This window comes from Amycolatopsis ruanii (assembly GCF_003385175.1).
GTDB lineage: Bacteria > Actinomycetota > Actinomycetes > Mycobacteriales > Pseudonocardiaceae > Amycolatopsis_E > Amycolatopsis_E thermalba.
Genome location: NZ_PQHY01000040.1, coordinates 37,365 through 58,213 on the forward strand (window position 1 = coordinate 37,365; position 20,849 = coordinate 58,213).

The 20,849-nt window shown below is 70.2% G+C and carries 22 protein-coding genes and 1 pseudogene; 11 read left to right on the forward strand and 12 right to left on the reverse strand.

The window, feature by feature from the left end; all coding sequences use genetic code 11:
- The first annotated feature begins 140 nt into the window (after positions 1 to 140).
- The 3 genes from D0D28_RS21200 to D0D28_RS21210 all read left to right on the forward strand — a co-directional run bounded on the left by D0D28_RS21200 (position 141) and on the right by D0D28_RS21210 (position 2,732).
- On the forward strand, positions 141 to 1,193 hold the full coding sequence (locus D0D28_RS21200; RefSeq protein WP_116111735.1) for a hypothetical protein: 1,053 nt from the start codon (positions 141 to 143) through the stop codon (positions 1,191 to 1,193).
- Complete coding sequence (locus tag D0D28_RS21205; protein WP_094004141.1) at positions 1,174 to 1,725, forward strand: TetR/AcrR family transcriptional regulator; 552 nt, start codon at positions 1,174 to 1,176, stop codon at positions 1,723 to 1,725. The genes D0D28_RS21200 and D0D28_RS21205 overlap by 20 nt, the downstream gene beginning before the upstream one ends.
- A 149-nt stretch (positions 1,726 to 1,874) precedes the next feature.
- Entirely contained in the window at positions 1,875 to 2,732 is an 858-nt protein-coding gene (locus tag D0D28_RS21210) for an SAM-dependent methyltransferase (RefSeq protein ID WP_158224396.1), read from the forward strand.
- A gap of 28 nt (positions 2,733 to 2,760) precedes the next feature.
- Here the strand turns inward: D0D28_RS21210 and D0D28_RS37690 are convergent.
- Positions 2,761 to 3,180 (reverse strand): annotated as a pseudogene (locus D0D28_RS37690) (IS982 family transposase); the annotation flags it as partial.
- Positions 3,181 to 3,251: 71 nt separating this feature from the next.
- Complete coding sequence (locus D0D28_RS21220; protein ID WP_094004143.1) at positions 3,252 to 4,415, reverse strand: hypothetical protein; 1,164 nt, start codon at positions 4,413 to 4,415, stop codon at positions 3,252 to 3,254.
- 275 nt (positions 4,416 to 4,690) lie between these two features.
- On the opposite strand from D0D28_RS21220, the gene D0D28_RS21225 reads away from it, so the two are divergent.
- Positions 4,691 to 5,377, forward strand: coding sequence for a histidine phosphatase family protein (locus D0D28_RS21225; protein ID WP_094004144.1), 687 nt, complete (start codon positions 4,691 to 4,693; stop codon positions 5,375 to 5,377).
- A complete protein-coding gene (locus tag D0D28_RS21230) occupies positions 5,374 to 6,150 on the forward strand; it encodes an SAM-dependent methyltransferase (protein WP_158224397.1) in 777 nt (258 codons plus the stop codon). Before D0D28_RS21225 ends, D0D28_RS21230 begins: the two co-directional genes overlap by 4 nt.
- A gap of 56 nt (positions 6,151 to 6,206) precedes the next feature.
- Here D0D28_RS21230 and D0D28_RS21235 read toward each other — a convergent pair whose 3' ends face one another.
- From D0D28_RS21235 to D0D28_RS21245, 3 genes are read right to left on the reverse strand one after another with little or no spacing between them, the layout of a single operon-like run.
- Positions 6,207 to 6,572 (reverse strand): hypothetical protein, encoded by a 366-nt coding sequence (locus tag D0D28_RS21235; RefSeq protein WP_116111736.1) that lies wholly within the window; start codon positions 6,570 to 6,572, stop codon positions 6,207 to 6,209.
- A 36-nt stretch (positions 6,573 to 6,608) separates the two neighbouring features.
- Complete coding sequence (locus D0D28_RS21240) at positions 6,609 to 7,793, reverse strand: MFS transporter (protein WP_116111737.1); 1,185 nt, start codon at positions 7,791 to 7,793, stop codon at positions 6,609 to 6,611.
- 49 nt (positions 7,794 to 7,842) lie between these two features.
- Entirely contained in the window at positions 7,843 to 8,190 is a 348-nt protein-coding gene (locus D0D28_RS21245) for a winged helix-turn-helix transcriptional regulator (RefSeq protein ID WP_233157116.1), read from the reverse strand.
- A gap of 71 nt (positions 8,191 to 8,261) precedes the next feature.
- Here D0D28_RS21245 and D0D28_RS36910 point away from each other — a divergent pair, with 71 nt between their 5' ends.
- Genes D0D28_RS36910 through D0D28_RS21255 form a run of 3 tightly spaced genes read left to right on the forward strand, consistent with a single transcriptional unit; the run spans position 8,262 to position 9,820 of the window.
- Positions 8,262 to 8,756 carry an alcohol dehydrogenase catalytic domain-containing protein gene (locus tag D0D28_RS36910; protein WP_240323289.1) on the forward strand — a complete coding sequence of 165 codons (495 nt, stop codon included), beginning with the start codon at positions 8,262 to 8,264 and terminating at the stop codon, positions 8,754 to 8,756.
- A 35-nt stretch (positions 8,757 to 8,791) separates the two neighbouring features.
- Positions 8,792 to 9,262, forward strand: coding sequence for a zinc-binding dehydrogenase (locus tag D0D28_RS36915; RefSeq protein WP_240323290.1), 471 nt, complete (start codon positions 8,792 to 8,794; stop codon positions 9,260 to 9,262).
- Between the two features lie 18 nt (positions 9,263 to 9,280).
- The gene (locus tag D0D28_RS21255; protein ID WP_094004149.1) at positions 9,281 to 9,820 is read left to right on the forward strand and encodes an NADAR family protein; all 540 of its coding nucleotides are present in this window, start codon (positions 9,281 to 9,283) and stop codon (positions 9,818 to 9,820) included.
- A gap of 199 nt (positions 9,821 to 10,019) precedes the next feature.
- Here the strand turns inward: D0D28_RS21255 and D0D28_RS21260 are convergent, their stop codons facing one another.
- The 7 genes from D0D28_RS21260 to D0D28_RS21290 are packed head-to-tail and all read right to left on the reverse strand — an operon-like array spanning position 10,020 to position 16,237.
- Entirely contained in the window at positions 10,020 to 10,337 is a 318-nt protein-coding gene (locus tag D0D28_RS21260; protein WP_094004150.1) for a hypothetical protein, read from the reverse strand.
- Positions 10,338 to 10,353: 16 nt separating this feature from the next.
- A complete protein-coding gene (locus D0D28_RS21265) occupies positions 10,354 to 11,493 on the reverse strand; it encodes an alpha/beta hydrolase family protein (RefSeq protein ID WP_116111738.1) in 1,140 nt (379 codons plus the stop codon).
- A 52-nt stretch (positions 11,494 to 11,545) separates the two neighbouring features.
- Positions 11,546 to 12,232 (reverse strand): SDR family NAD(P)-dependent oxidoreductase, encoded by a 687-nt coding sequence (locus D0D28_RS21270; RefSeq protein WP_240323291.1) that lies wholly within the window; start codon positions 12,230 to 12,232, stop codon positions 11,546 to 11,548.
- A complete protein-coding gene (locus D0D28_RS21275; protein WP_116111739.1) occupies positions 12,229 to 13,179 on the reverse strand; it encodes a fumarylacetoacetate hydrolase family protein in 951 nt (316 codons plus the stop codon). Before D0D28_RS21275 ends, D0D28_RS21270 begins: the two co-directional genes overlap by 4 nt.
- Positions 13,180 to 13,189: 10 nt before the next feature.
- A complete protein-coding gene (locus D0D28_RS21280) occupies positions 13,190 to 14,128 on the reverse strand; it encodes a VOC family protein (protein ID WP_094004154.1) in 939 nt (312 codons plus the stop codon).
- Between the two features lie 13 nt (positions 14,129 to 14,141).
- Positions 14,142 to 15,263 (reverse strand): FAD-dependent oxidoreductase, encoded by a 1,122-nt coding sequence (locus D0D28_RS21285; RefSeq protein WP_094004155.1) that lies wholly within the window; start codon positions 15,261 to 15,263, stop codon positions 14,142 to 14,144.
- Between the two features lie 8 nt (positions 15,264 to 15,271).
- Complete coding sequence (locus D0D28_RS21290; RefSeq protein ID WP_116111740.1) at positions 15,272 to 16,237, reverse strand: cyclase family protein; 966 nt, start codon at positions 16,235 to 16,237, stop codon at positions 15,272 to 15,274.
- A 108-nt stretch (positions 16,238 to 16,345) separates the two neighbouring features.
- Here D0D28_RS21290 and D0D28_RS21295 point away from each other — a divergent pair, with 108 nt between their 5' ends.
- From D0D28_RS21295 to D0D28_RS21305, 3 genes are read left to right on the forward strand one after another with little or no spacing between them, the layout of a single operon-like run.
- Positions 16,346 to 17,263 (forward strand): LysR family transcriptional regulator, encoded by a 918-nt coding sequence (locus D0D28_RS21295; RefSeq protein WP_116111741.1) that lies wholly within the window; start codon positions 16,346 to 16,348, stop codon positions 17,261 to 17,263.
- A 14-nt stretch (positions 17,264 to 17,277) separates the two neighbouring features.
- Complete coding sequence (locus tag D0D28_RS21300) at positions 17,278 to 17,760, forward strand: DUF3237 domain-containing protein (protein ID WP_094004158.1); 483 nt, start codon at positions 17,278 to 17,280, stop codon at positions 17,758 to 17,760.
- Between the two features lie 59 nt (positions 17,761 to 17,819).
- Entirely contained in the window at positions 17,820 to 20,771 is a 2,952-nt protein-coding gene (locus D0D28_RS21305; RefSeq protein ID WP_116111742.1) for a hypothetical protein, read from the forward strand.
- Positions 20,772 to 20,849 lie beyond the last annotated feature (78 nt).

A 20,849-nucleotide genomic window follows, 5' to 3' on the forward strand; every position in this document is an offset into this window, starting at 1 on the left:
AGTGCCGATCGATACTACGGGGCGAACCTGCCCCGTACGGGTGTTGGCGGGGGCGGCGGTCCTGGTATAGAAAGAGGTGAGCCCGTCCCCGCGATCATGGGGTGTGGCAGCCGTGACCCCTCGTCGAACGGGATCCTGCTGTGACATCGGGCTTCGTCCACTCCGTGCGCGACCTCGTCGCACTCGAGATCAGCCACGTCCGTCGCTACTACTGGTGGACCACACCATCCCTGCTGGACGACTGCGTCGAGCTGTGGACCTCGTCCGCGTGCCTGGCGTTCGGGGACGAGGTGGGCCACGTGGAGTACGCCGTCGTGGACCTCGCCGAGCGCACACTCGGGCAGATCGACGTCGCGTTGTTCAACGGTCTCGCCGACGCGGTGCGCGCCTTTCTGTCCGAGCACGTCGACCTCGCGACCGCCACGTTGACCGGCGCCCTGGACGCCCAGGTCACCGCCGGTCCGCCGCGCGCGGTGGTGGTGCGGGAGCTGCGGGTGGAGCGGGACTGGCGCGAACTGGGGCCCGCCGTCCTCACCAGCGTCCTGTGGGACCTGCGCCGGATCGCCCGGTTCGCGCTCGTCGCCCCCGAGCAGCTGGGGCGTGTGCGCTGGCGGCCCGGGCAGCAGGAGCACGCGGGTCTGCGGCTCTGGGCCGGTCTGCACGTGGCCGACCTGCGGGACCAGCGGCTGCTCCGGCCGACGCAGGACGTGTTGCGCCACTACGAGAGCCCCGGGGTCTGCGGGGCGGTCACGACCCTGCCGGAGGAGGCGCGGCGCGAGCTGGCCGCCGTGCCCGGCGCGCGGCTCGTGCCGAGGATGGACGCCGAGTGCGTCCTCGAACCCGGTCACGGCGGCGCCGACCGGCGGCACTGCGCCCGGGTGCAGATCGCCGGCGACGAGCACCACTGGGTGCTGTGGGACGACCGCGGCCGGGACGTCGTGATCCGGCCGCAGTGCCTGATCCCGCCGCCGCGGCGGGGCGGCCCCGCGCTGCTGCAGGCGGTTCTCGACCCGGACGCCGAGCACCCGCCGCTCTGCGCGTTCCCCGCCGGGCACAGCGGGCGGCACCAGTTCGAGTTCGGCCCCCCGCGGCTCCGCCCGCGCATCGATTTCCGCACCCGCGGCGGTGCGGAGATCGAGGTCCGGTACAGCGAGAGCGGCATCGAGGTCCGGGATGTCGACGCCCGTCCGTGAGCGCGCGCCGATCACGCGTTCGGTGGTCGTCACGGCCGCACTGGACCTGACCCGGCGGCGGGGCCTGTCCGGCTGGACGATGCGCGACCTCGCGGCCGCGGTCGGCGCGCGGGCCAACGTGATCCGCTACCACGTGGGCAACCGGGCGGACGTGGAGGCGGCCGTCGTGGCGGAGGTGTGCGCCGCGATCAGCCTCCCCGACGGCGGCGCGTGGGCGGACTGGATCCGCCTGCTCGCCGCCCGGATGCGCGAGACGGTCGCCCGGTACCCGGGCGTCGGACGGGCGGTGGCCACCGGCAGCGGGCCGGCCGCGCCGCTGCTGGAGGCCGTGGTCGCGGAACTGGACCGGGCCGGCTTCGCCGCGGAGAGCGAGCTCGCCGCGCATGCGGTACTGGTAGAGACCTGCCTGTCCCGGGGCGATGGGCTGGAGTTCTTGATCGCCGGGCTGACGGCACGGCTGACCCGGCTACGAAGGGAGGTGAGCACCGGTGACCGCGCGAATCACCGAGGTTCCGGCCCGTGGCACGGCTGACCCGGCCGTCAGGAGCGGTCCCGTGTCGAGGTGGCGCGGGAAGCCGATTCTCTTCCGCCTGTTCGGCCGCCGATTTGACAGGTACAAGTTGATGTTCCACAACCAACGGGGGATCGGGGGAGCCGATGGCGACTGATCCGGACGGCGACGTGACCGAGATCGTCTACGGTCCTCGCCACACTGTGGACCGGGCGACCTGTGGCGGTGTCTACGACGTGCAGCTGGGGGGTAGCGGCCTCACCGAGCACGACCGGGAAGCGGCTCGCCGGATGCTGGCGGAATTTCCGCCGGAGCACCGCGACGTCCCGGAGAACGTCGCGCGGTTCAACCGCCAGTTCCTCGTCCGGTCCGTGCGGTACGCGTTGAAATCGGGTGTCCGCCAGTTCCTCGAACTGGGCTGTGGATTTCCCCGTTGGGGCAACGTGCACGAGGTCGCGCAGCCGGGCCAGCCCGACGCGCGGGTCGTCTACGTCGACTACGAACAGGCGCCGGTGCAGGAGTACCGGCGGTTGCTCGCGGGGAACGCGAACACCGCGGTGGTGCACGCCGACCTCCGTGAACCCGAGATGATCTTCGACGACAGAGCGGTGCGCGCCCAGCTGGATTTCAGTGAGCCGGTCTGGCTGGGCATGTTGTGCGTTCTGTCGTTCGTGCAACTTCGCGACGGTGAGGACCTCTACGACGTGGTGAGGCAGTACACCGACCGGTTGGCGCCCGGCAGCTGCTTCGCGCTTTCCCTGGGCTGCGGTGAAGATCTCCCCTCGGAAGCTCTCGCGCCTTTCATTGCGCTTTCGCAAGTGTACGAACGGGATATCGGCACTCCGTTCGTGTTGCGCAACGTGTCGCAGGTCGAGCGGTTCTTCGACGGGATGACACTGGTCACCCCGGTCACGTACCTCCCGGACTGCCTGCCCGAGCCGGGAAACCACGTCAGGCACACCGACTGGGCCAAGCGCACGATGCGCGGTGCTGTGGCTCGCGTGGATACCTGGACGAGTAGTGCGTAACTGTGTCATGGTCGTAGGCGGTTAGGGATCAGGTGACGGGTTGGCCGGTGGTGCGGTTGTGCCAGATCGCCGCGGTCAGGCTCAGGAGACGTTGGGCGATGCGGACGCCGACGCCCTCGGTGGTGGGCTCCCCGTGCCGTTCCAGGCCAACTGGCCGTTGAGTGTGTCGTTGACCGACTCGATGAGCTGTGCTTCACGGTGGGCAGAGAGTGTCCGCATTCGACCGGGGTAGAGCCAACGATCCAGGTGTTGCCGGTCCACAGGGCGGTGTCCGTCGCCAACCAGCGCATGACCTGCTCGATCGGTGGTAACGCATTGCGCGGACGACGTTTGTCGCCGGACTGGCCGGGCGGGCTCCGGAAGACACCAGTATCCGGGTAGGCAGGAACCGCAGCCACCGGGCGTCCGAGGTGAACCCCTGCAGCGCATGGGCCACGGCCAGGGTGACCTATTTGATCTTGAACACCGTTGGTCCGTCTTCGGCTACCACCTCGAATTACGCAATACTCGTCTAGCCCATCACGAGGGCTCGCTGATCCGGCACACGACGTAACGAACCTCGCCTCCGCTGGTGGGTGCGTCGCCGACGGCCAGGATCTCGAATTCGCGCCACACGTCCGCGGACAACGTGGCGAGGCGCAGCCGTTGCGGACCCACCGGGCGTTCCGGTGCTGCTCCGGCTTCCCTCAGGAGCTTGGTCAGGGCGGGTACGTCGAACGGGTGTACCAGTTTGCGCACGTGGTGGTCGGTCGGCACCGCGAGGTTCAACCCGTCGAAGTGCGAGTTCGCGGAGTCCAGCTCCTCCAGCATCCGATCCACGACGATCAGCGGATCGCGGGACGCTTCGAGAAAGGCCTGGGCCAGTGGTCGAGGTGTCGGAAAGGTCGCGTTCTTGCGCGCACCGACGTCCATGGTGACGATGCCGTGGAACCACCCCGGCATGCCGGCAGCCGCCCGGCCGGCCAGGCGAAGCGCGACCGGTTGACCGGTCACCCGGTGCTGGGCCTTGAAGCTGCAGAGGTGCAGACCACCGCCGCTGTCGTGCAGAAGCCGGTCCCGGAACTCCTGCACCGCGGGGCGCCACGAGTCCATCACCAGGTTGTTCAGGAAGTAGGTGCCGTCCCACCAGCGGCCGTGTGGAAAGCGCCGACGAACCGCGGGCTCCCTCGGCGTGCCCGGCTGGGATTCCTCCTCCGGTGGCGCCAAGCCGTACAGCTCGAACAGCTCGTCGGTCCATGCGATCGTGTTCTCGTGATCGGCTCCCGCTTCGGTGATCCGCCACTCCCAACTGCCCACGAGCGGGGGCGGCACCGTTGCCCAGTCCGTGGCGGCGTCGATGTAGCACCCCACAGCCGCAACCACCGTTCCGGTGATGGGTGAAGTGATAGGCAGGACGCGGACTTTCCACTCGCGGCCCGCGTAGATCACCCGGTCCGCTTCGACCCGGTTCCCCTCACGCACGGCCTGCTCCAGCCGGTACCTGAGTAGATGCTGGGCGAGGCGGTGGTCGAGTGCGTTCCGCGGTGCGACTCCGTGGTAGCTCGCCTGGCCCACGGCGAGGAGGAGTCCGACCTTGCGCCCGCGGTGCCTGTCGCGCTGAGGGTCGTCGGGCCGGGTGTCGACCAGTACCCAGTTTCCTTCCGCGGTCCCCGGCTGTCGCCGAGCGGCGTTCACGTTCTTCACCGACCTTCGTCCGGTCAGGTGCCGATCGATTCGGAACCTCGGACGAGAGGTTAACCAAATGTGAGGCGTGGTGAAAACTGATCCACCCAACCAGGCCTAGACGGGATGACGGACGGTATTTACCGTTTTGCTCGGCAGCGCCGTACGACGCGGCGTTGCCGAACACATTGTGCCCGTCCCGTTGCCATTCCGGGTGTGGCCGAAGCGGTATTGCCCTGCGCGTACGCCACGCAGGGCGGTTCGTCAAGGCTGCGGAATCCGGCGGGAGGGCCAGGATGGAGAGCACTGGTTTGGTTATCGCGCGCCATGGGGAGTCCCGGTGCGGCCGGGAGGGGATCGTCGGAGGCCCCCGCGGATGTACCGGACTGACCGAGCTGGGCCGGTGGCAAGCCGCCCGGCTGGCCGCTGCGCTCGCGCAGGAGCACGACGTCAAGCCGTTCGCCGCGCTGTACGCCACTTCGGTGCGGCGCGTCGCGGAGACCGCGGAAGTCGTCTCAGCGCGGCTCGGCCTCCCACTCACCGTCTCCGACGACCTGCGCGATCCCGACTACGGCGAGGCCGACGGCCGTCCTTGGCGGGAAGTGCTCTCCGAGGTCCGCGCGGGGCCCGAGGACGGGCTGGACATCGCCGTCGCGCCGGGAGCGGAGACGTGGAAGGACTATCTCGTCCGCGTCACCGCAGGGCTCACCCGGCTGCTCGATCGGCATCGGGGAGAGCGGATCCTCGTCATCGGGCATGGGGAAACCGTCACCACAGCGGCTCATCTCTTTCTCCGGTTGCCGCCAGAGGCACGGGTGCACGCCGGGTTCGAGGTCACTCCGACTGGCATCACCCGCTGGGAGCGGCAGCCCCTCGTCCCCGGGATCCGGGAGCGACACCATCGCTGGGTGCAGGTCACCCACAACGACACGGCCCACTTGGCCGCAGCCATCATGGCGAGCGAAGGAGCAGCCCCACCTTGACCTCGGACGCGCAGAGACCCAGTGCCCCCCGGCTCTACAGCCTCTACCTCGGCGGAAGGCACTACGGCGACGTGGAACAGGCATTCGCCGAGGAGACGGTCTACCCGTTGATTCCCTTCATCGTGGAGTGGGCGCAGCTCAGCCGCGAGTTCCTCAAACGGGCGGTCAGGTTCTGCCACGAGCAGGGGATCCGTCAGTTCCTCGATGTCGGCGCCGGCTACCCGACGCCTGGGGGCAATGTCCACGAACTCGCCTCCGGCGCACGCGTCGTGTACGTCGACAACGACCCGGACGTCGTCGACGCGCTGTCCGGCCTGACCAGCGGTTACGCGAAGGCTCAGGTGATTTCCGGTGACCTTCGTCGCCCGGCGGAGGTGCTCCGGCGGCTGGATGGGCCGCTGAACCTCGCGGAGCCCACCGCGTTGCTCATGAACGCGGTACTGCATTTCATCGACCAGCCCGCGTCACCGGTCCACGACTGGGTTGAGGCCTTGGCGCCGGGCAGCTACCTCGTCATCTCGCACGGAGTGGTCGACGACGCGTCGGCCAGTCCCGATGACCGCGCCGAACTGGTCCGGCGTTACACGCGGGATTCGGCCACGGTGATCCCGAGGACGGCCGGGCAGATATCGGAGTTCTTCCGGGGGCTCGAACTCGTTCCGCCGGGCCTGGTTCCGGCGGCCGATTGGCGGTCGAGCATCCCCCGCGCACTTCACGACCAGCGTGCTCGTCGAGGAAGCCTTGCCGGAGTCGGCTACAAGCCACTAAGGTGATCCGCCGAACGGTCCGGATCGTGAGGCGGAACCGTCCGGCGGCCTCGCGTCCGTCCTTATCGGACCACCAAGAACGTTGTCGTGTAGGTGTTTTCCGGGCACGTGATCGTTGCGGTGTGCTCGCCGGGCCTCGCCTTGCGGGAGACCGTTGCCGACCAGTGGGTGGGCTCGGCGGTCGGGGTGAAGTTCAGCAGCACGTCCGACACCGGGTAGGCCTCCGCGTTCAGGCACCTGGCCTCCACGTCCACCACGTCGCCGCGGTGGACCACGTCCGGCTCCACGTTGATCCACCCGCACGAGCCGGTCGAACCCGGGTTCGGGTCGCAGTCCACCGGGCCGGACGCGGACGCGGCGGGCGTCGCGAACATCTCCAGCCCGACCGCCCCGGTCGCCGCCCCCATGATGATTCCCTTGACGCGCATGCCCTTTCCTCCCTGTCGGTGGGCTTACGAAGCTCCTTACGCCGCCGGGGAATCCGAGGTTGCCCTGCCGCGCCGGAAAACCAGCACCACGGAAATCACCAGGCCGAGCGCGCCGGCGAGCACGAAGGTGTTCCCGAGCCCGACGCCGTCGACCACCGGTTGCGCGATCAGCGGCGAGGCGAACTGGCCGAGGAACAGCGCCGAGGTGAGAATCCCGAGCGCGCGGGTGCGGGCCACGGCGGACACCGAGGCGACCACCCAGCCGTTCATCACCGGGTTCTGCAGGCCGATGCCGATGCCGGTGATGAGCATGCCGATCGCCGCCATCCAGATCCCGCCGGCGAGGCCGACGACGACCAGGCCGGCCGCGTAGGCGGCGAAGATCGCCGCGGCGAGGACCCGGAAGTCCCAGCGGGCGCGCAGCCGCCGGAAGTTCAGGCCGACCAGCGTCATGACCAGGTTCATCGCGGCGATCAGCACGCCCACCACGACCGGGCCGGTGCCGGTGATCTCACCCAGCCAGAACGGGGCCTGCGTGGGGACGGTGTAGAAGACGACGACGCCGAGGAACATCAGCGCGTACAGGCCGAACAGCCGCGGTGTCCGTTGTGGACCGTCCGGAGACGGCGCGGTCGTCGGCGCCTCGGGCACGAACCGGAGGACGAGCACGAGCATCGGCAGGGCGAGCAGGTAGACCGCGAACGGCCCGCGCCAGCTCAGGTCGGCCAGGACCCCGCCGAGCAGCAGGGCGACGACACCGCCGAACCCCATCGCGGCACCCTGCAGGCCCAGCACTCGGCCGTGCTCGGTGGCGGGGTAGTGGTCGGCGAGCAGGGCGGTCGAGGTGACCATGATCGCCGCGATGCCGACGCCGAGCACCGCGCGCCCGGCCAGCAGACCGGGCAGCCAGTCGAGCACCAGGCCCGACCCGCCACCGGTGATGTAGAGAGCGAGGCCGGCCACGAGCACCCGGACCCGCCCGGCCCGGCCGCTCAGCCGGGCGAGCACCGGCGCGGCGAGCATGATCGCGAGGCCGGGCAGGGTGAGGACGAGCCGGACCAGCAGCGCGGCGTGCGGCGTACCCGCGAAGTGGTGTTCCATGCCCGGCAGGGCGGGCGTGATGGTGGCGCTGGCCATGATGGTCATCGTGCTGACGCCGAGCAGCGTGAGCAGGAGTGTCCTGGGCAGTATCCGCACCGCGGTCGCCGTCACATCCGTCATGCCGACGACGCTAGAAGCTGAAGTGAGCTGGAGGTCAAGCGCGAGTTTCTCAGGCGGGCTGCGGAAAGCGGTCGATGTTGGCTTCCACCCAGGTGCGCAGCGCGGCCAGCGGGACGGCCGCGTCGGCGCCGAGCTGGGTCAGCCGGTACTCCACCCGCAGCGGCACTTCTGGGAACACCTCGCGCTCGATCAGCGCGTGCGACTCGAGCTTGCGCAGCGTCTGGGTCAGCACCTTCGGGCTGATGCCCTGCAGCCGCGCCCGCAACGCGCCGAACCGCTGCGGGCCGCCCTCCAGCGCGCCCAGCACGAGCGCGCTCCACTTGTTCGCCAGCAGGTCGAGCATGTCCCGGCACGGGCACGCGGCGGCGTAGACGTCCTTCGGACCACAAGTCTGCACGCTGCGATGGTATCCGATGGGAACTTGTGCGCCTTGCAGGTAACTACTACCTTCCTACTACCGTCGCCGCCATGACGACCATGCGCGCGGTGGCCTACCGCAAGCCCCTCCCCATCACCGATCCCGCCGCTCTCGAGGACGTCGAGCTGCCGGTCCGGGAGTCGGGGCCGCACGACCTCCTGGTGCGCGTCGAGGCGGTGTCGGTCAACCCCGTCGACACGAAGGTGCGCGCCGGCTCCGACCCGGGCGGCGAGCCGCGGGTGCTCGGCTTCGACGCGGCCGGCGTGGTGACCGCGACCGACGCCGAGGTGACCCTCTTCCAGCCCGGCGACGAGGTCTACTACGCGGGCACGATCGACCGGCCGGGCACGAACGCCGAGTACCACGTCGTCGACGAGCGCATCGTGGGCCCGAAGCCGCGGAGCCTGTCGTTCGCCCAGGCCGCGGCGCTGCCGCTGACCAGCATCACGCGTACGAGACGCTGCACGACCGGTTCCGGGCCGGCCCGGACAGCACCGGCACGCTGCTGGTCCTCGCCGGCGCGGGCGGGGTCGGGTCGATCCTGATCCAGCTGGCGCGGGCGCTGACCGGGCTGACCGTGGTGGCGACCGCGTCCCGTCCGGAGTCGCGGGACTGGGTGCGCTCGCTGGGCGCCCACCACGTGGCCGACCACCGGGAGCTGGTCGCGAGCGTGCGGGAGGTGGCGCCGGACGGCGTGGACTACGTGTTCTCCCCGAACACCGCCGGCCGAATCGAGGAGTTCGCCGAGCTGCTGCGCCCCGGCGGCGCGATCACCGCGATCGACGAGCCGGAGGGGCTGGAGTTGTTGCCGCTCAAGGGGAAGAGCATCAGCTTCCACTGGGAGCTCATGTTCACCCGGCCGCTGCACGGCTGGGACCTGATCGCCCAGCACGACCTGCTCGCGCACGTCGCCGAACTGGTCGAGGCGGGCGCGGTCCGGACCACGCTGACGACCGAGCTGAAGCCGATCAACGCTTCGACGCTGCGGCAGGCGCACGAGCTGACGGAGACCGGGCGGACCGTCGGAAAGACGGTGATCTCCGGCTTCTGATCGGCGATACTGCCGGTTGTGCGAGCGGAGTTGATCGAGCGGGTGCGACGGGGTGAGCGAGTCGAGTACCTGTTCTTCTGGGGTCACCGGCCGGAGCCGGACGGCAGCGCGGGGCGCGGGTGCCTGAGCCAGTGGTGGCCGGCGCGGTTCACCGTGGACGGGCGCGAGTTCGCCACGGCGGAGCACTACATGATGTGGCGCAAGGCGCTGCTGTTCGGCGACTCGGCGGTGGCCGAGGAGGTGCTGCGCGCCCCGCACCCCGGGCGGGCGAAGGAGCTGGGCCGCCAGGTGGCGGGCTTCGATCCGGCCCGCTGGGAGGCGTCCCGGTACGACATCGTGGTCGCCGGTTCGGTCGCGAAGTTCGGCCAGAACCCCGACCTGGGGCGGTTCCTGGTGGGCACGGGCCCGCGGGTGCTGGTGGAGGCCAGCCCGGTCGATGCGATCTGGGGTATCGGCGCCGCGGCGGACGACCCGCGCGCCGGGGATCCGGAGCGCTGGCCGGGGCTGAACCTGCTGGGCTTCGCGCTGATGGACGCGCGGGCGCAGCTGCGAGGTTGAGATGGGTGATCCGCTCTCGCGGCCGGATGCCCGGTGGCTGAGGTGCGGCAGGTGCGACTCACGGCACCGCCCAGGCGCTGGTCGGTGGCCTGCGGGTGATCGGGCCGGACGGCCCGCACGCCGCGGAGGCCTGCACTGGCAGGGCCGGAAACGACTGGGCTTCGCCCCGCCGGGCGCGAAGCCCAGCTGCGGGCCGGGGCTACTGTTTGTCCGCGCGGTAGCGGGCAAGCAGTAGCCGGATGACGGGAGCGCCGTCTTCTGCTGCCAGGTAGCTGGCGCCCTCGAACGGAACCTCGCCTTCCCAAGCGCCGACATCAGCGGGATCGTCGCCGCCGACGGAGAGGAGCACGTGGGCGTGGCGGGCCCGGAAGTAGAACCGCTCGCCCTCGGGCAAGCGGCCTTCGAGCTGGACCGGGGCCGCCGGGGAGGTCAGCGTGGCTTGCCAGCCTTCTGCTTCCAGTTCGGCCAGGAGGCGTCGCCAGCCCTCCACGTGCTGCCGCCACTCGTCGTCCGTCACCTCCGGAGTATGCCGGTCAGCGACCCTCGAACACGTCCGCCACCCAGTCGGCGATGTAGCTGCTCACGTACGGCAGGTGGTCCAGCCCGATGTGCTCCGTCGCGCCCTCGGCCGGGGTGAAGATCCGCAGGTCGCGCCGTGGGCTGGCCGTTGCCTGCTCGTACGAGCGGTGGGCGTACGCCAGCGGGATCTGCCGGTCGTTCTCGCCGTGGCAGATGAGGAACGGGACGTCGATCTTTTCCACCACGCCGTCCAGGTTGACCGCGTCCGCGAAGCGGATGAACTCCTCCAGGTCGGAGTGCCCCCACACCCACAGCACGTGCTCCCAGTAGTGTGGCACCGGCCGCTCGCCCTCGCGCTCCAGGCGGCGCCTCTGCACGGCCCCCCAGTCGTGGTTCGCGCCCCACGCCACCACCAGCGCGAGCCGCTTCTCGAACGCCGCGGCGCGGGGTGCGTAATAACCACCCAGCGACCAGCCGACCAGGCCGATCCGCGACGAGTCCACATCGGACCGGCCCACCAGGTAGTCCACGCACGCCGCCGCCCACGCCTCCGTGTCCACGCGCGCCGTCAGGCCCTGCAGCCGCAACGCCTCGCCCGACCCGGGGCAGTCCACCATCAGGCACGAGATCCCGCGCGCCGCCAGCTCCGCCCAGTGCCCGGAGGAGTACATGTGCTCCTTGGTCGAGTCCAGCCCGTTCCACATGATCATCACCGGCGCGGGGCCCTCGACCGGCGCCGCGCTGAAGTACGCGGGCAGCGTCGTGCCCTCGTACGGGATCTCGACCCGCGACACGCCCGGCGCAAACGCTTTCTCCTGCAACGCAAGCACCCGCCGGTAGGTGTCCAGCCGCCCGGGCGCCGACGCGCTCTGCATCCGCTCGGCCTGGCACAGGTAGTTCGTGGCCCGCGCGTACAACTGCCGCGCGGTGCGGGTGTGCCCGGCCGCTTCCGCTTCCTCTGCCTGCTCCACGAGCTGGTCGGTGAGCGCGGTCCACGCCGTCAGAAAGTCGGCGGTGCCGGCGTCCTCACCGCGCTGCGCGGCCTCCTTGATCGGACGGCAGGCGCGGTCGACCTCGTCGATGAGCCCGCCGCTGTTCAGCGTCGCGACGACGCCCAGGTTCCAGACGTAGTTGCCGGGGAAGTACTCGAACATCAAAAGCCTTTCCGAAGTGTGTCACTGATCGATTTCACGCCGCCGTGCGCGGTCAGCCCGCGTCCACCGGGATTTCCGCGCCCGTGATGAACGACGCGTCGTCCGAGAGCAGGAACACCACCAGCGGCGCGACCTCGTCCACGGTTCCGGTGCGGCGCAGCGGCGTCTCGGCGATGTTCGCCTCCCGGAACGCCGCCGGAGCCGACGCGGTCATCGGCGTCTCGATGTAGCCCGGGTGCACGGCGTTGACGCGGATCCCGCGCGCGCCCAGCTCCAGGCACGCCGCCCGGGTCAGCCCGCGCAGGGACCACTTGCTCGCCGTGTACGCGACGGGGTAGTGCCCGGTCAGCGCGGCCACCGAGCCGACCGTCACGATCGACCCGCCCGCGGGCATCACCGGCAGCACCGCCTGGATCGCCCGCACCACGCCGCCCACGTTCACGTCGTGCACCCGCGCCAGATCGTCCGGATCGACCTCGCCCAGCCGCGCCCGCCAGGTGATCCCGGCGTTGGCGACCAGCCCGTCCACCCGGTCCAACCCGGACACCAGCGCGGACCAGCCCGCGGCGTCGGTGACGTCCAGCCGCGCGTACTCGACCCCGGGCAACGGTTCCGCCGGCGACGGATCGAGGTCCACGCCGATCACCCGCGCGCCCTCCTCGGCCAGCAGCCGCGCCTCCGCCGCGCCCTGTCCCCGTCCGGCGCCGGTCACGATGACGACCTTGCCGGCGACCCTCATCGCGTGCGCTTCCGCGGGCGGGGGCGCGCCGCCCGCACCGGAGGCAGGTCCACCCCGGCGACGACGGTGTTCCGGATCGTGCCGATGCCCTCGACGGTCATCTCCACGACATCCCCCGGCTTCAGCGGCGGCACGTCCCGCCCCCGGCCCCACAGCTCGGCGAGGCAACCGCCGTTGCCGCAGGTCCCGGACCCGAGCACGTCCCCGGCCCGCACCCAGGTGCCGCGCGAGGCGTAGGAGACCAGCTCCTCGAACGGCCAGCCCATGTTGGACAACAGGTCCTGCCCGATCAGGTCGCCGTTCACCGACACCCGCAGGTCCAGCTCCAGGAACCCGTCACCGTCGCGATAGGACTCCAGCTCGTCCGCCGTCACCAGCCACGGCCCGAGCGTCGTCGCGGAGTCCTTGCCCTTCGCCGGGCCGAGCTGCACCTTCATCTCCCGCCGCTGCAGGTCGCGGGCGGACCAGTCGTTCAACACCGTGTACCCGAAGATCTCCACCTGCTCCGGCGTCAGCGACGACCCGTCCCGCCCCACCACGGCCGCGACCTCCAGTTCGAAGTCGAACAGCCGCGAACCCGGCGGCACCGGCACGTCGTCGAAGGCGCCGAGCAGCGCGTACGGGTTGGTGAAGTAGAACGTGGGCGCCTCGTACCACTCCGGCACGACCCCGGATCCGCCGGAGACGCTGGCGACCACGCCCTCCACGTGCTCCTCGAACGCGACGAAGTCCCGCACGGTCGGCGGCGCCAGCGGCGGCAGCAGCCGCACGCGGTCCAGCGGCACCGGCGGTTCGCCCAGGGCGGCGGCACCCGCCTCCAGCGCGGCGGGCAGACCCGATCGCACCAGGTCGAGCACCGTCACCTCGGGCGGCAGCGGGTGGATGCCGTCGCCGGCGACGACACCGGCCCGGACCACGCCATCGAGTGAGTAGGTGGCGAAACGCATCAGGAACTCCTCACACCGGCGGGGCGACGAACAGGCCCTTGTCCGGATCGTTGAACGACTTCTGCGCGACGAACTCGTTCATCGCGTTCGCCGTGCCCCACTGGTCGGACACCTCGGGGTCGCTGAAGTCGTAGAGGTGCGGGTGCCAGGTGTCCTCGTCGATCAGCTCCAGCTCGGTGGTGTACTCCATCGTGTTGCCGTGCGGGTCGAGGAAGTAGCTGAACGTGTTGTTGCCTGCCAGGTGGCGGCCGGGCCCCCAGATCTTCTCCACCCCGGCGCGCAGCAGCCGCCCGGTGCCGCGCATGTACTCGTCCAGCCCGCGCATCTCGAACGACACGTGGTGCAGCGACGGGTGCGGGCAGCGGGCGATCGCCATGCTGTGGTGCCACGAGTTCACCCGCATGAACCACATCATCTCGCCCATCCGCGGGTGCATCAGGATGTCCGAGAGCCGGAACCCGAGGTGCTTCTCGTAGAACGCGCGAGTGCCCTCCGGGTCGGCGGAGTTGATCACCACGTGCGACAGCCGCACCGGGACGGACTCGCCCTCCTCGATCTTGCGGTGCGCGCGCACGGCCACGTCGGCGCTGATCTCGATGGTGCGGCCCTCGTTGTCGAAGAACCGGAACCCGTAGCCTCCACCGGGGGTGTCGATGGCGCCGGGCTCGCTCACCAGCTTCACGCCGGACGACGCCAGCCGGGCGGCCAAGGTGTCCACATCGGACGGGGTGGCGGCGCCGAACGAGATCAGGTCGATGCGCTTGTCGGCGGCCTGGCGCAGCCGGATCACGTACTGCTCGGGCGATCCCTCGGCGGCCAGGAACGCGATGCCGGAGTCGGTGTGCTCGGTGGTCAGGCCCCAGGCGCCGGTGAAGAAGTCCTGCTGCCGGGCCAGGTCCGGCACGGCCAGGTCGACGTGGCGCAGGTGGGTGATGAGTCGGTCGGTCATGGGTCCTCCTGGGTCAGGCGGGCTGGGTGACGAGTGCGGCGACGCGGCCCATCAGGCCCGGCACGTCGCCCTGTTCGTGGTCGAGGAGCCACTGGCCGAGCTGGTTGGACGCGTCGACGACGGCCTTCGCGCGCTCGTAGCGGCGGTCGGTGAAGGCCCGCCACAGGTTTTCGTCGAGCGTGTCCGCGGCGAGCAGCAGTTCGGTGAGGACCGCGGCGTCCTCGAGGGCTTGCGCGCCGCCCTGCGCGAGGGTGGGCGGGCAGGAGTGCGCGGCGTCGCCGATGAGCACGACGCGCCCGCGGTGCCACGGCGGCGGCAGCACGTGGGTTTCGAACCAGGTGTAGTTGACCCGGGACGGATCGGTGAGCGTCTCGCGGATCTCGTCCCACGGGCCGTGGTAGGCCGCGGCCAGCTCGCGCATCGTGGCGAGCCGCTCGTCCGGGGTCAGCGCGGAGCGGTCCTGGGCGTCTTCGACGACGTAGGCGTAGAGCGAGTTCTCCCCGGTCGGGCAGTAGCCGGCGATGTAGCACGGCCCGCCGTAGAACAGGTCTGTGCGCGTGACCGACGCCGGGCGCGGGCCGAACGCGCGCCAGATGCCCATGCCGGTGGCGCGGGTCTCCAGCTCGATGCCGAGCATCCGGCGGACCGACGAGCGGATGCCGTCGGCGCCGACCACCAGGTCGTAGCGCCCGGTGGAGCCGTCGGAGAGCACCACGTCGCCGTCGGGGTTCAGCTCGGTGACGGTGACGCCGAAGCGGGTCTTCACCCCGGTTTCGGCGGCGCGGTCCAGCAGGATCCGCGCCAGCGCCGGGCGCGGCATGCCCATCGTGGCGGGCAGGTCGGGGCCGCCGGTGCGGGCGTCCGGGATCTCCACGAGCAGGGTGCCCGCGGGGTCGGGGGCACGCAGGCCGAGGCTGTCGAAGCCGAAGCCTTCGGCGCGCACCCGTTCCCACACGCCCAGGTTGCGCAGTTCGCGCAAGGCGTTGCCCTGCAAGGTGATCCCGGAGCCGATGGCGGCGATGTCGGGTTTGATCTCGGCCAGGTCGACGGCGACGCCGTGCGCGGCGAGACCGATCGCGGTGGCCGTCCCGGCGAGGCCGCTGCCGACCACCAGGACGTTGTTCACGGCTGGCATGGGAACTCCTACTTGACGGCGACGGGCGCGACCGGGGCGCCGACCGCGCCGGTCACCGGGATCGGGTCGGCGGCGAGGAAGAACTCGTACACCCCGTCGGCGGCGCAGTCGGCGGCCAGCGCGTCGAGGTCCCACATCTCGCCGAGGAACAGGCCGATGTGCGGGATGCAGACCTGGTGCAGCGGCTGGAACGCGACGTCGAACTCGTTGGGCCGCACCTCGAACCCCCAGGTGTCGGTGGCGATCCCGGCGATCTCGGTGCCGTGCAGCCAGTCCGCGGTGGTGAACGACAGGCCGGGCGCGTCGCCGCCGGCGTAGTCGCCCCAGCCCTCGCGGCGGGCGCGGGTGAGCCGGCCGGTCCGCACCAGCAGCAGGTCGCCGCGGCCGACCCGGGCGGTCCCGCCCTGCGCGGCGATCGTGGCCTCCAGGTGCTCGACCGTGATCGCGAACCCGTCCGGCAGTTCGCCGTCGGTGCCGATCGCGCGCCCGACGTCGAGCAGCACCCCGCGGCCGGCGATCCGGCCCGCGGTGGTCTCGATGCCGGTGACCTGGTCGCCCTCGCTGGTCACGACGTCACCCGCGCGGCGGCCGTTGTAGGCGGTGCCGTGGTCGAAGATGTGGCCGAGCCCGTCCCACTGCGTCGAAGCCTGCAGCGGCATGAACACGACGTCGTCCGCGCCACCGAGACCGTGCGGGAAGCCCTGGCCGCGCTCGGCGTCCAGCCCGGTGTCGAGCATCGTGTGCACCGGGTTGGTGCGGCGGCGCCAGCCCTTCTGCGGGCCGTCCGCCTCGAACCGCTGCGCCAGCGAGAAGCTCTTGCCCTGCCGGACGAGGGCGGCGCCTTCGCGGCGCTTGGCCTCGTCCAGGAAGTTCAGGGTGCCCAGCACGTCGTCGGCTCCCCAGCGGCCCCAGTTGGAGCAGCGCTTGGCCGCGGCGGCGATCGCGCCTTCGGGATCGGTGCGGTCGTGGATCACGTCGGTTCCTCCTCGAGCGACGAAGACCACTGTCGGGCACCGCGGCGGTATCAGGGAAGACGAAATCGGTGATGCGTGGTATCAGCCGCGCTGATGTAGCCTGCGCTGGTGAACCTGGCGAGCCTGGACCTGAACCTGCTGGTCGCGCTGCACGCCCTGCTGCAGGAACGCAGTGTGACGCGGGCGGCCGCCAGCATGGGCCTGAGCCAGCCCGCGGTGTCCGCGCACCTGGGCAAGCTGCGCCGCCACTTCGGTGACGACCTGCTGATCCGCGTCGGCAACTCCTACCGGCTCACGCCGCTGGCAGTCCAGCTCACGGAACGCGTGCGGGTCGCGATCACCGGTGTGGAACGGGTCTTCGCCGCCGAACCGGACTTCGACCCGGCGTCCTCGACGCGGGAGTTCTCGCTGCTGATCAGTGACTACGGCGTGGCGGTGCTGGGTTCGGAGATCGCCGCGCTGCTCGCCGCGGAGGCGCCCGGCACGCGCCTGCGCCTCACCGCGAACACCCCGTCGCTGGTCGAGCAGGCGGCCCAGGCGCTGGTCAACCACGACCTGCTGCTGATGCCGCACGGGTTCATCACCGACCTGCCCTACCGCGAGCTTTACCTCGACGACTGGGTCTGCCTGGTCTCTAGCGACAACGCCGAGGTCGGCGAGGAGCTGACCGTCGAGCAGCTCGAGGCGATGCCGTGGGTGGTGACCTACCACGGCCCCACCGCGTCGACGCCCGCCGCGCGGCAGATGCGGATGCTCGGCATCGAGCTGCACGTCCAGGTGGTGACCGAGACGTTCCTGACCGTGCCGAGCCTGGTGCGCGGCACCGGCCGGGTCGCGCTGCTGCAGCGGCGGCTGGCCGCGGCGGTGCCCGCCGAGCTGGGCATGCGGGTGCTGCCGTGCCCGTTCGAGGTCGGCCCGCTGCGTGAGGCGATGTGGTGGCACCCGATGTACGACGACGACCCGGAGCACCGCTACCTGCGAGAGGTGGTCCTCCGCGCGACGGCTGTCCTGGGTCAGGATTCCTGATAGTTTGCCCGGTCATGGTGACCCCGCAGCAGCCACCGCGGCCGGAGCTGGAGTTCCTCGCCAGGGCGGAGGTGACGCTGGACGAGGTGCTCGACCTCGGCGGCACGCCCCACGGCCGCCGCCGGATCGTGCCGATCACCGGCGGCCGCTTCGAGGGCCCGCGACTGACCGCGGACGTCCTGCCCGGCGGCGCGGACTGGCAGATCCTGCAGAGCGACGGCTGGGTCCGCGTCGAGGCGCGCTACACCGCACGCGCCGACGACGGATCGCTGGTGTCGATCACCAGCCGCGGCGTGCGGCACGGCCCGCCCGAGGTGATGGCCGCGTTGCTCGCCGGGCAGTCCCCGGAGCCGTCCACGTACCGCTTCCGCACCGCGATCACCTTCGAAACCGCCGAGGACTCGCCGGACTACGCGTGGCTGAACCACGTGGTGGCGGTGAGCTCGGCGCTGCGCCGCCCGGACGCGGTGGTGCTGGACGTCTACGCGGTGCGCTGAACGGGTGTGCCTCGAGCGATTCCGGCCTGGACAGGCGGGTTGTGCGGGATCATAGGCGGATGGAGCAGAACGCGGCTGCGGGCGAATTCCATGGGCCGGTGGTTCAGGCAGGTTCGGTGCACGGCGGAGTGTACGTGCACTCGGGAACTCCGGTTGTTACTGGTTACCGGTCGCAGGTCGAACGGATCGCACCGAAGGAACTGAACGACCGCGACCGCGAGCTCGACGAACTGGCCGAGTTCTGTGTCCATGGCGCGACCTCCTACCTGTGGTTGCGTGCTCGGGCTTGGTCGGGGAAGTCGGCGTTGCTGTCGACTTTTGTTCTGAACCCGCCGTCGGGAGTGCGCGTGGTGTCGTTCTTCGTGACGGCAAGTTTCGGGCCACACAGCGACCGGCGTGCATTCGTCGACAACGTGCTGGAGCAGTTGTGGGCGATGATGGAGGTGCCACCGGCCTCCCACTTGACGGAATTCACGAGGGACACGCACCTGTTGGCGCTGCTGACCGAAGCGGCGCGGCAGTGTGAGGTGCGTGGCGAGCGGTTGGTGTTGGTCGTCGACGGACTCGACGAGGACCGGGGTCGTGAATCACGCAGCATCGCAGCGTTGCTTCCGGAACAGCCCCGTCACGGAATGCGGGTGATCGTCTCCAGTCGTCCGAACCCTCCTTTGCCCAAGGACGTCGCCGAACGCCACCCGCTTCGTGCCCCGGAGATCATCCGCCCGTTGCAACCCTCTGCGAAGGCTGAGGCGGTACGGGTAGTCATGGAAGGCGACCTCCAGCACCTGATGCGGGGTTCCCGGGTAGAACAGGACTTGCTCGGGCTCCTGACGGCAGCGGGGGGCGGACTGTCGACACCGGATCTCGCAGAGCTGATCGGTGTGTCCGAATGGGCGATCGACAACCATCTCGGCACTTCCGCCGGTCGGAGCTTCACGCGCCGGGGTAGTGTTTCCTCTGGCGGGCATGACGTGTATCTGCTGGCTCACGAACGACTTCAAACCACTGCGCGTTCGATGCTGGGCCCGAAGCTTGAGGAGTATCGTTCTCGTTTGCACGAATGGGCGGCCCGCTATGCGCGGCAGCAATGGCCCGAGAACACGCCTGACTATCTCTTCCGGGGATACTTCGCCATGCTGTCCGAAGCCGGGCTCACCGAGCGGATGATCGCTTGTGCTACCGACCCGGGCAGGCATCGGCGAATGCTGGCGCGAACGGGTGGTGACGGGGCATCGCTCGCCGAGATCATCGCCACGCAGGACTGTCTCCTCGCCGCGGAGAACCCGGATCTGATCGCTCTCACGCGACTCGCCGTCCACCGGTCGCACTTGCACAGGGGCAGCAGCCGGATCCCGCACACCATCCCCGCAGGGTGGATCAGGGTGGGTCAGTACGAGCGTGCCCTCGCGATGATCGAGGCGATCCCCGATCCGGCGCGCCGGATCGACGCTGTCCTGGCTGCTCATCGCGTTTGCCGGGCTGGAGGACAACCGGATCGGGCGGCGCATCTGCTGGATCGAGCGGAGCGGATCGCGGGCGGCTTGAACCAGTACTTCAGTGCGAGGCCGATCCGGGCGCTTGCCGAGGCGTGTGCCATGGCGGGTGACTTCGACCGGGCCCGCCGTACCGTCGATCTGGTGGAGAGCCGGACCGAGAAGGCGCAGGCGCTCGCGGCACTCGCGGCGCAGGCGGCCGAGAGCGAAGAACACGAACTTGCCCGGTCGCTTTTCGGGCTGGCCGAGGAGATGCTCGTTTCGGACACGAACGACTGGCGTTACGAGGCACTGAGTGCCGCAGCGGTCGCGGCCCTGAAGGTGGGTGAACGTGTCCGCTCGGAGGAGTTGCTGGACGAAGCGGAGAACTTGCTCCGGAAGCACCGTGGATTCGGGACGAACACCAACCGGTTCGGAAACGTTGTACGCGACATGGTGACACTCGGTCACCGCGACCGGGCGGTGCAGCTGATCCAATCGATCCGGGACGAGGACGCTCGTGAGGCCTGGGTGGAATGGCTCATCACGGAGGTCGCGCGCGAAGAAGGTGAGCGCGGTGTGGCGCTCGCGCGTGACACACCGGACGATCTTCGGTTGTGCAGGCGGCTCGCAGCGGTGAGCCAGGTACTGCCGGATCACGATCGTGCCTCGCGCTTGCTGGCCGAAGCCGAAGGCGTCGCGGAGCGGTTGTCCAGCCGGAATCCGGAAGCACTACTGGCGATCGCGGCGGCCAAGGCGGTCCGTGGTGACCTCGCGCGGGCCGAAGAACTGGTGCGTGTTTGTGCGCCGGCCACCGCGGACGCGGAGAGTGTTCTCGAAGTCGCGGCGGCGGCTCTGCGTGCCGAGGACTTCGAGCGCGGCACGCGGCTCCTCGTCCTCGCCGAGACGGTCGCCCGCAGCAGTGTCCCTCCGCGGGACGAACGGCAGTCCCTGCACTGGGTGCGCACAGTGGCCGACATGGGGGATTTCGAGCGGGCCGAGAAGCTGGTCCGCTCGTTCCAAGACGGTGCTGCGCGGTCCGCGGGCTGGGCGCTGATTGCGGAGGCCGCGCTCGTCAATGACGATCTGGAACTGGCAGAACATGCTCTCGGATTGGTGGAGTATTCGTCAATGCAACGGCGAGCTCGGCTCGACCTGATCAGGGCACACCTGGCCGCTGGCGTAGTCACCCACGCCACGGTGCTTGCCCGGCGAGCGGACGATCTCTCGCAGCGGATCGACGCGCTCCTCGTCGTCGCTCGTGAAGGCAGGAGTAGTGAGCTGATCGAGGAGATAGTGCGTGAAATCGCGTCTCTCGGACAGCCCGCGCGGCGAATGAAGCAGATGGCGAGGCTCCTCGGAGTCACGGCCGAACTGCGCGATCGCGAGCGTGTACGCGCGTTGTCCGAAGAGATCCGGTGCATTGCCGCGGCCGTCGTTGCCGATCCTGGGAGTGAGCGGTTCGCGAAGTCGAGGGCTGAGCCTTTTCTGGCTCTGTTGATCTATGTGTGGGTGCGGTCAGGTAGTTCGGGGCGGTAGCCGCCGAGCGCGAGGAGTGCGAGGGAGATCAGGGCGTCGGCGTGTTTGAACCCGAAGGCCAGGCGGGTCAGTAGCCGG

Coding starts and splice junctions, on each gene's coding strand:
- D0D28_RS21205 (WP_094004141.1), top strand. CDS start 1,174: ATGTCGACGCCCGTCCGTGAGCGCGCGCCGATCACGCGTTCGGTGGTC.
- D0D28_RS21275 (WP_116111739.1), bottom strand. CDS start 13,179: ATGCGTTTCGCCACCTACTCACTCGATGGCGTGGTCCGGGCCGGTGTC.
- D0D28_RS21300 (WP_094004158.1), top strand. CDS start 17,278: ATGGTGACCCCGCAGCAGCCACCGCGGCCGGAGCTGGAGTTCCTCGCC.
- D0D28_RS21285 (WP_094004155.1), bottom strand. CDS start 15,263: ATGCCAGCCGTGAACAACGTCCTGGTGGTCGGCAGCGGCCTCGCCGGG.
- D0D28_RS21265 (WP_116111738.1), bottom strand. CDS start 11,493: ATGTTCGAGTACTTCCCCGGCAACTACGTCTGGAACCTGGGCGTCGTC.
- D0D28_RS36910 (WP_240323289.1), top strand. CDS start 8,262: ATGACGACCATGCGCGCGGTGGCCTACCGCAAGCCCCTCCCCATCACC.
- D0D28_RS21240 (WP_116111737.1), bottom strand. CDS start 7,793: ATGACGGATGTGACGGCGACCGCGGTGCGGATACTGCCCAGGACACTC.
- D0D28_RS21280 (WP_094004154.1), bottom strand. CDS start 14,128: ATGACCGACCGACTCATCACCCACCTGCGCCACGTCGACCTGGCCGTG.
- D0D28_RS21225 (WP_094004144.1), top strand. CDS start 4,691: ATGGAGAGCACTGGTTTGGTTATCGCGCGCCATGGGGAGTCCCGGTGC.
- D0D28_RS21305 (WP_116111742.1), top strand. CDS start 17,820: ATGGAGCAGAACGCGGCTGCGGGCGAATTCCATGGGCCGGTGGTTCAG.
- D0D28_RS21235 (WP_116111736.1), bottom strand. CDS start 6,572: ATGCGCGTCAAGGGAATCATCATGGGGGCGGCGACCGGGGCGGTCGGG.
- D0D28_RS21270 (WP_240323291.1), bottom strand. CDS start 12,232: ATGAGGGTCGCCGGCAAGGTCGTCATCGTGACCGGCGCCGGACGGGGA.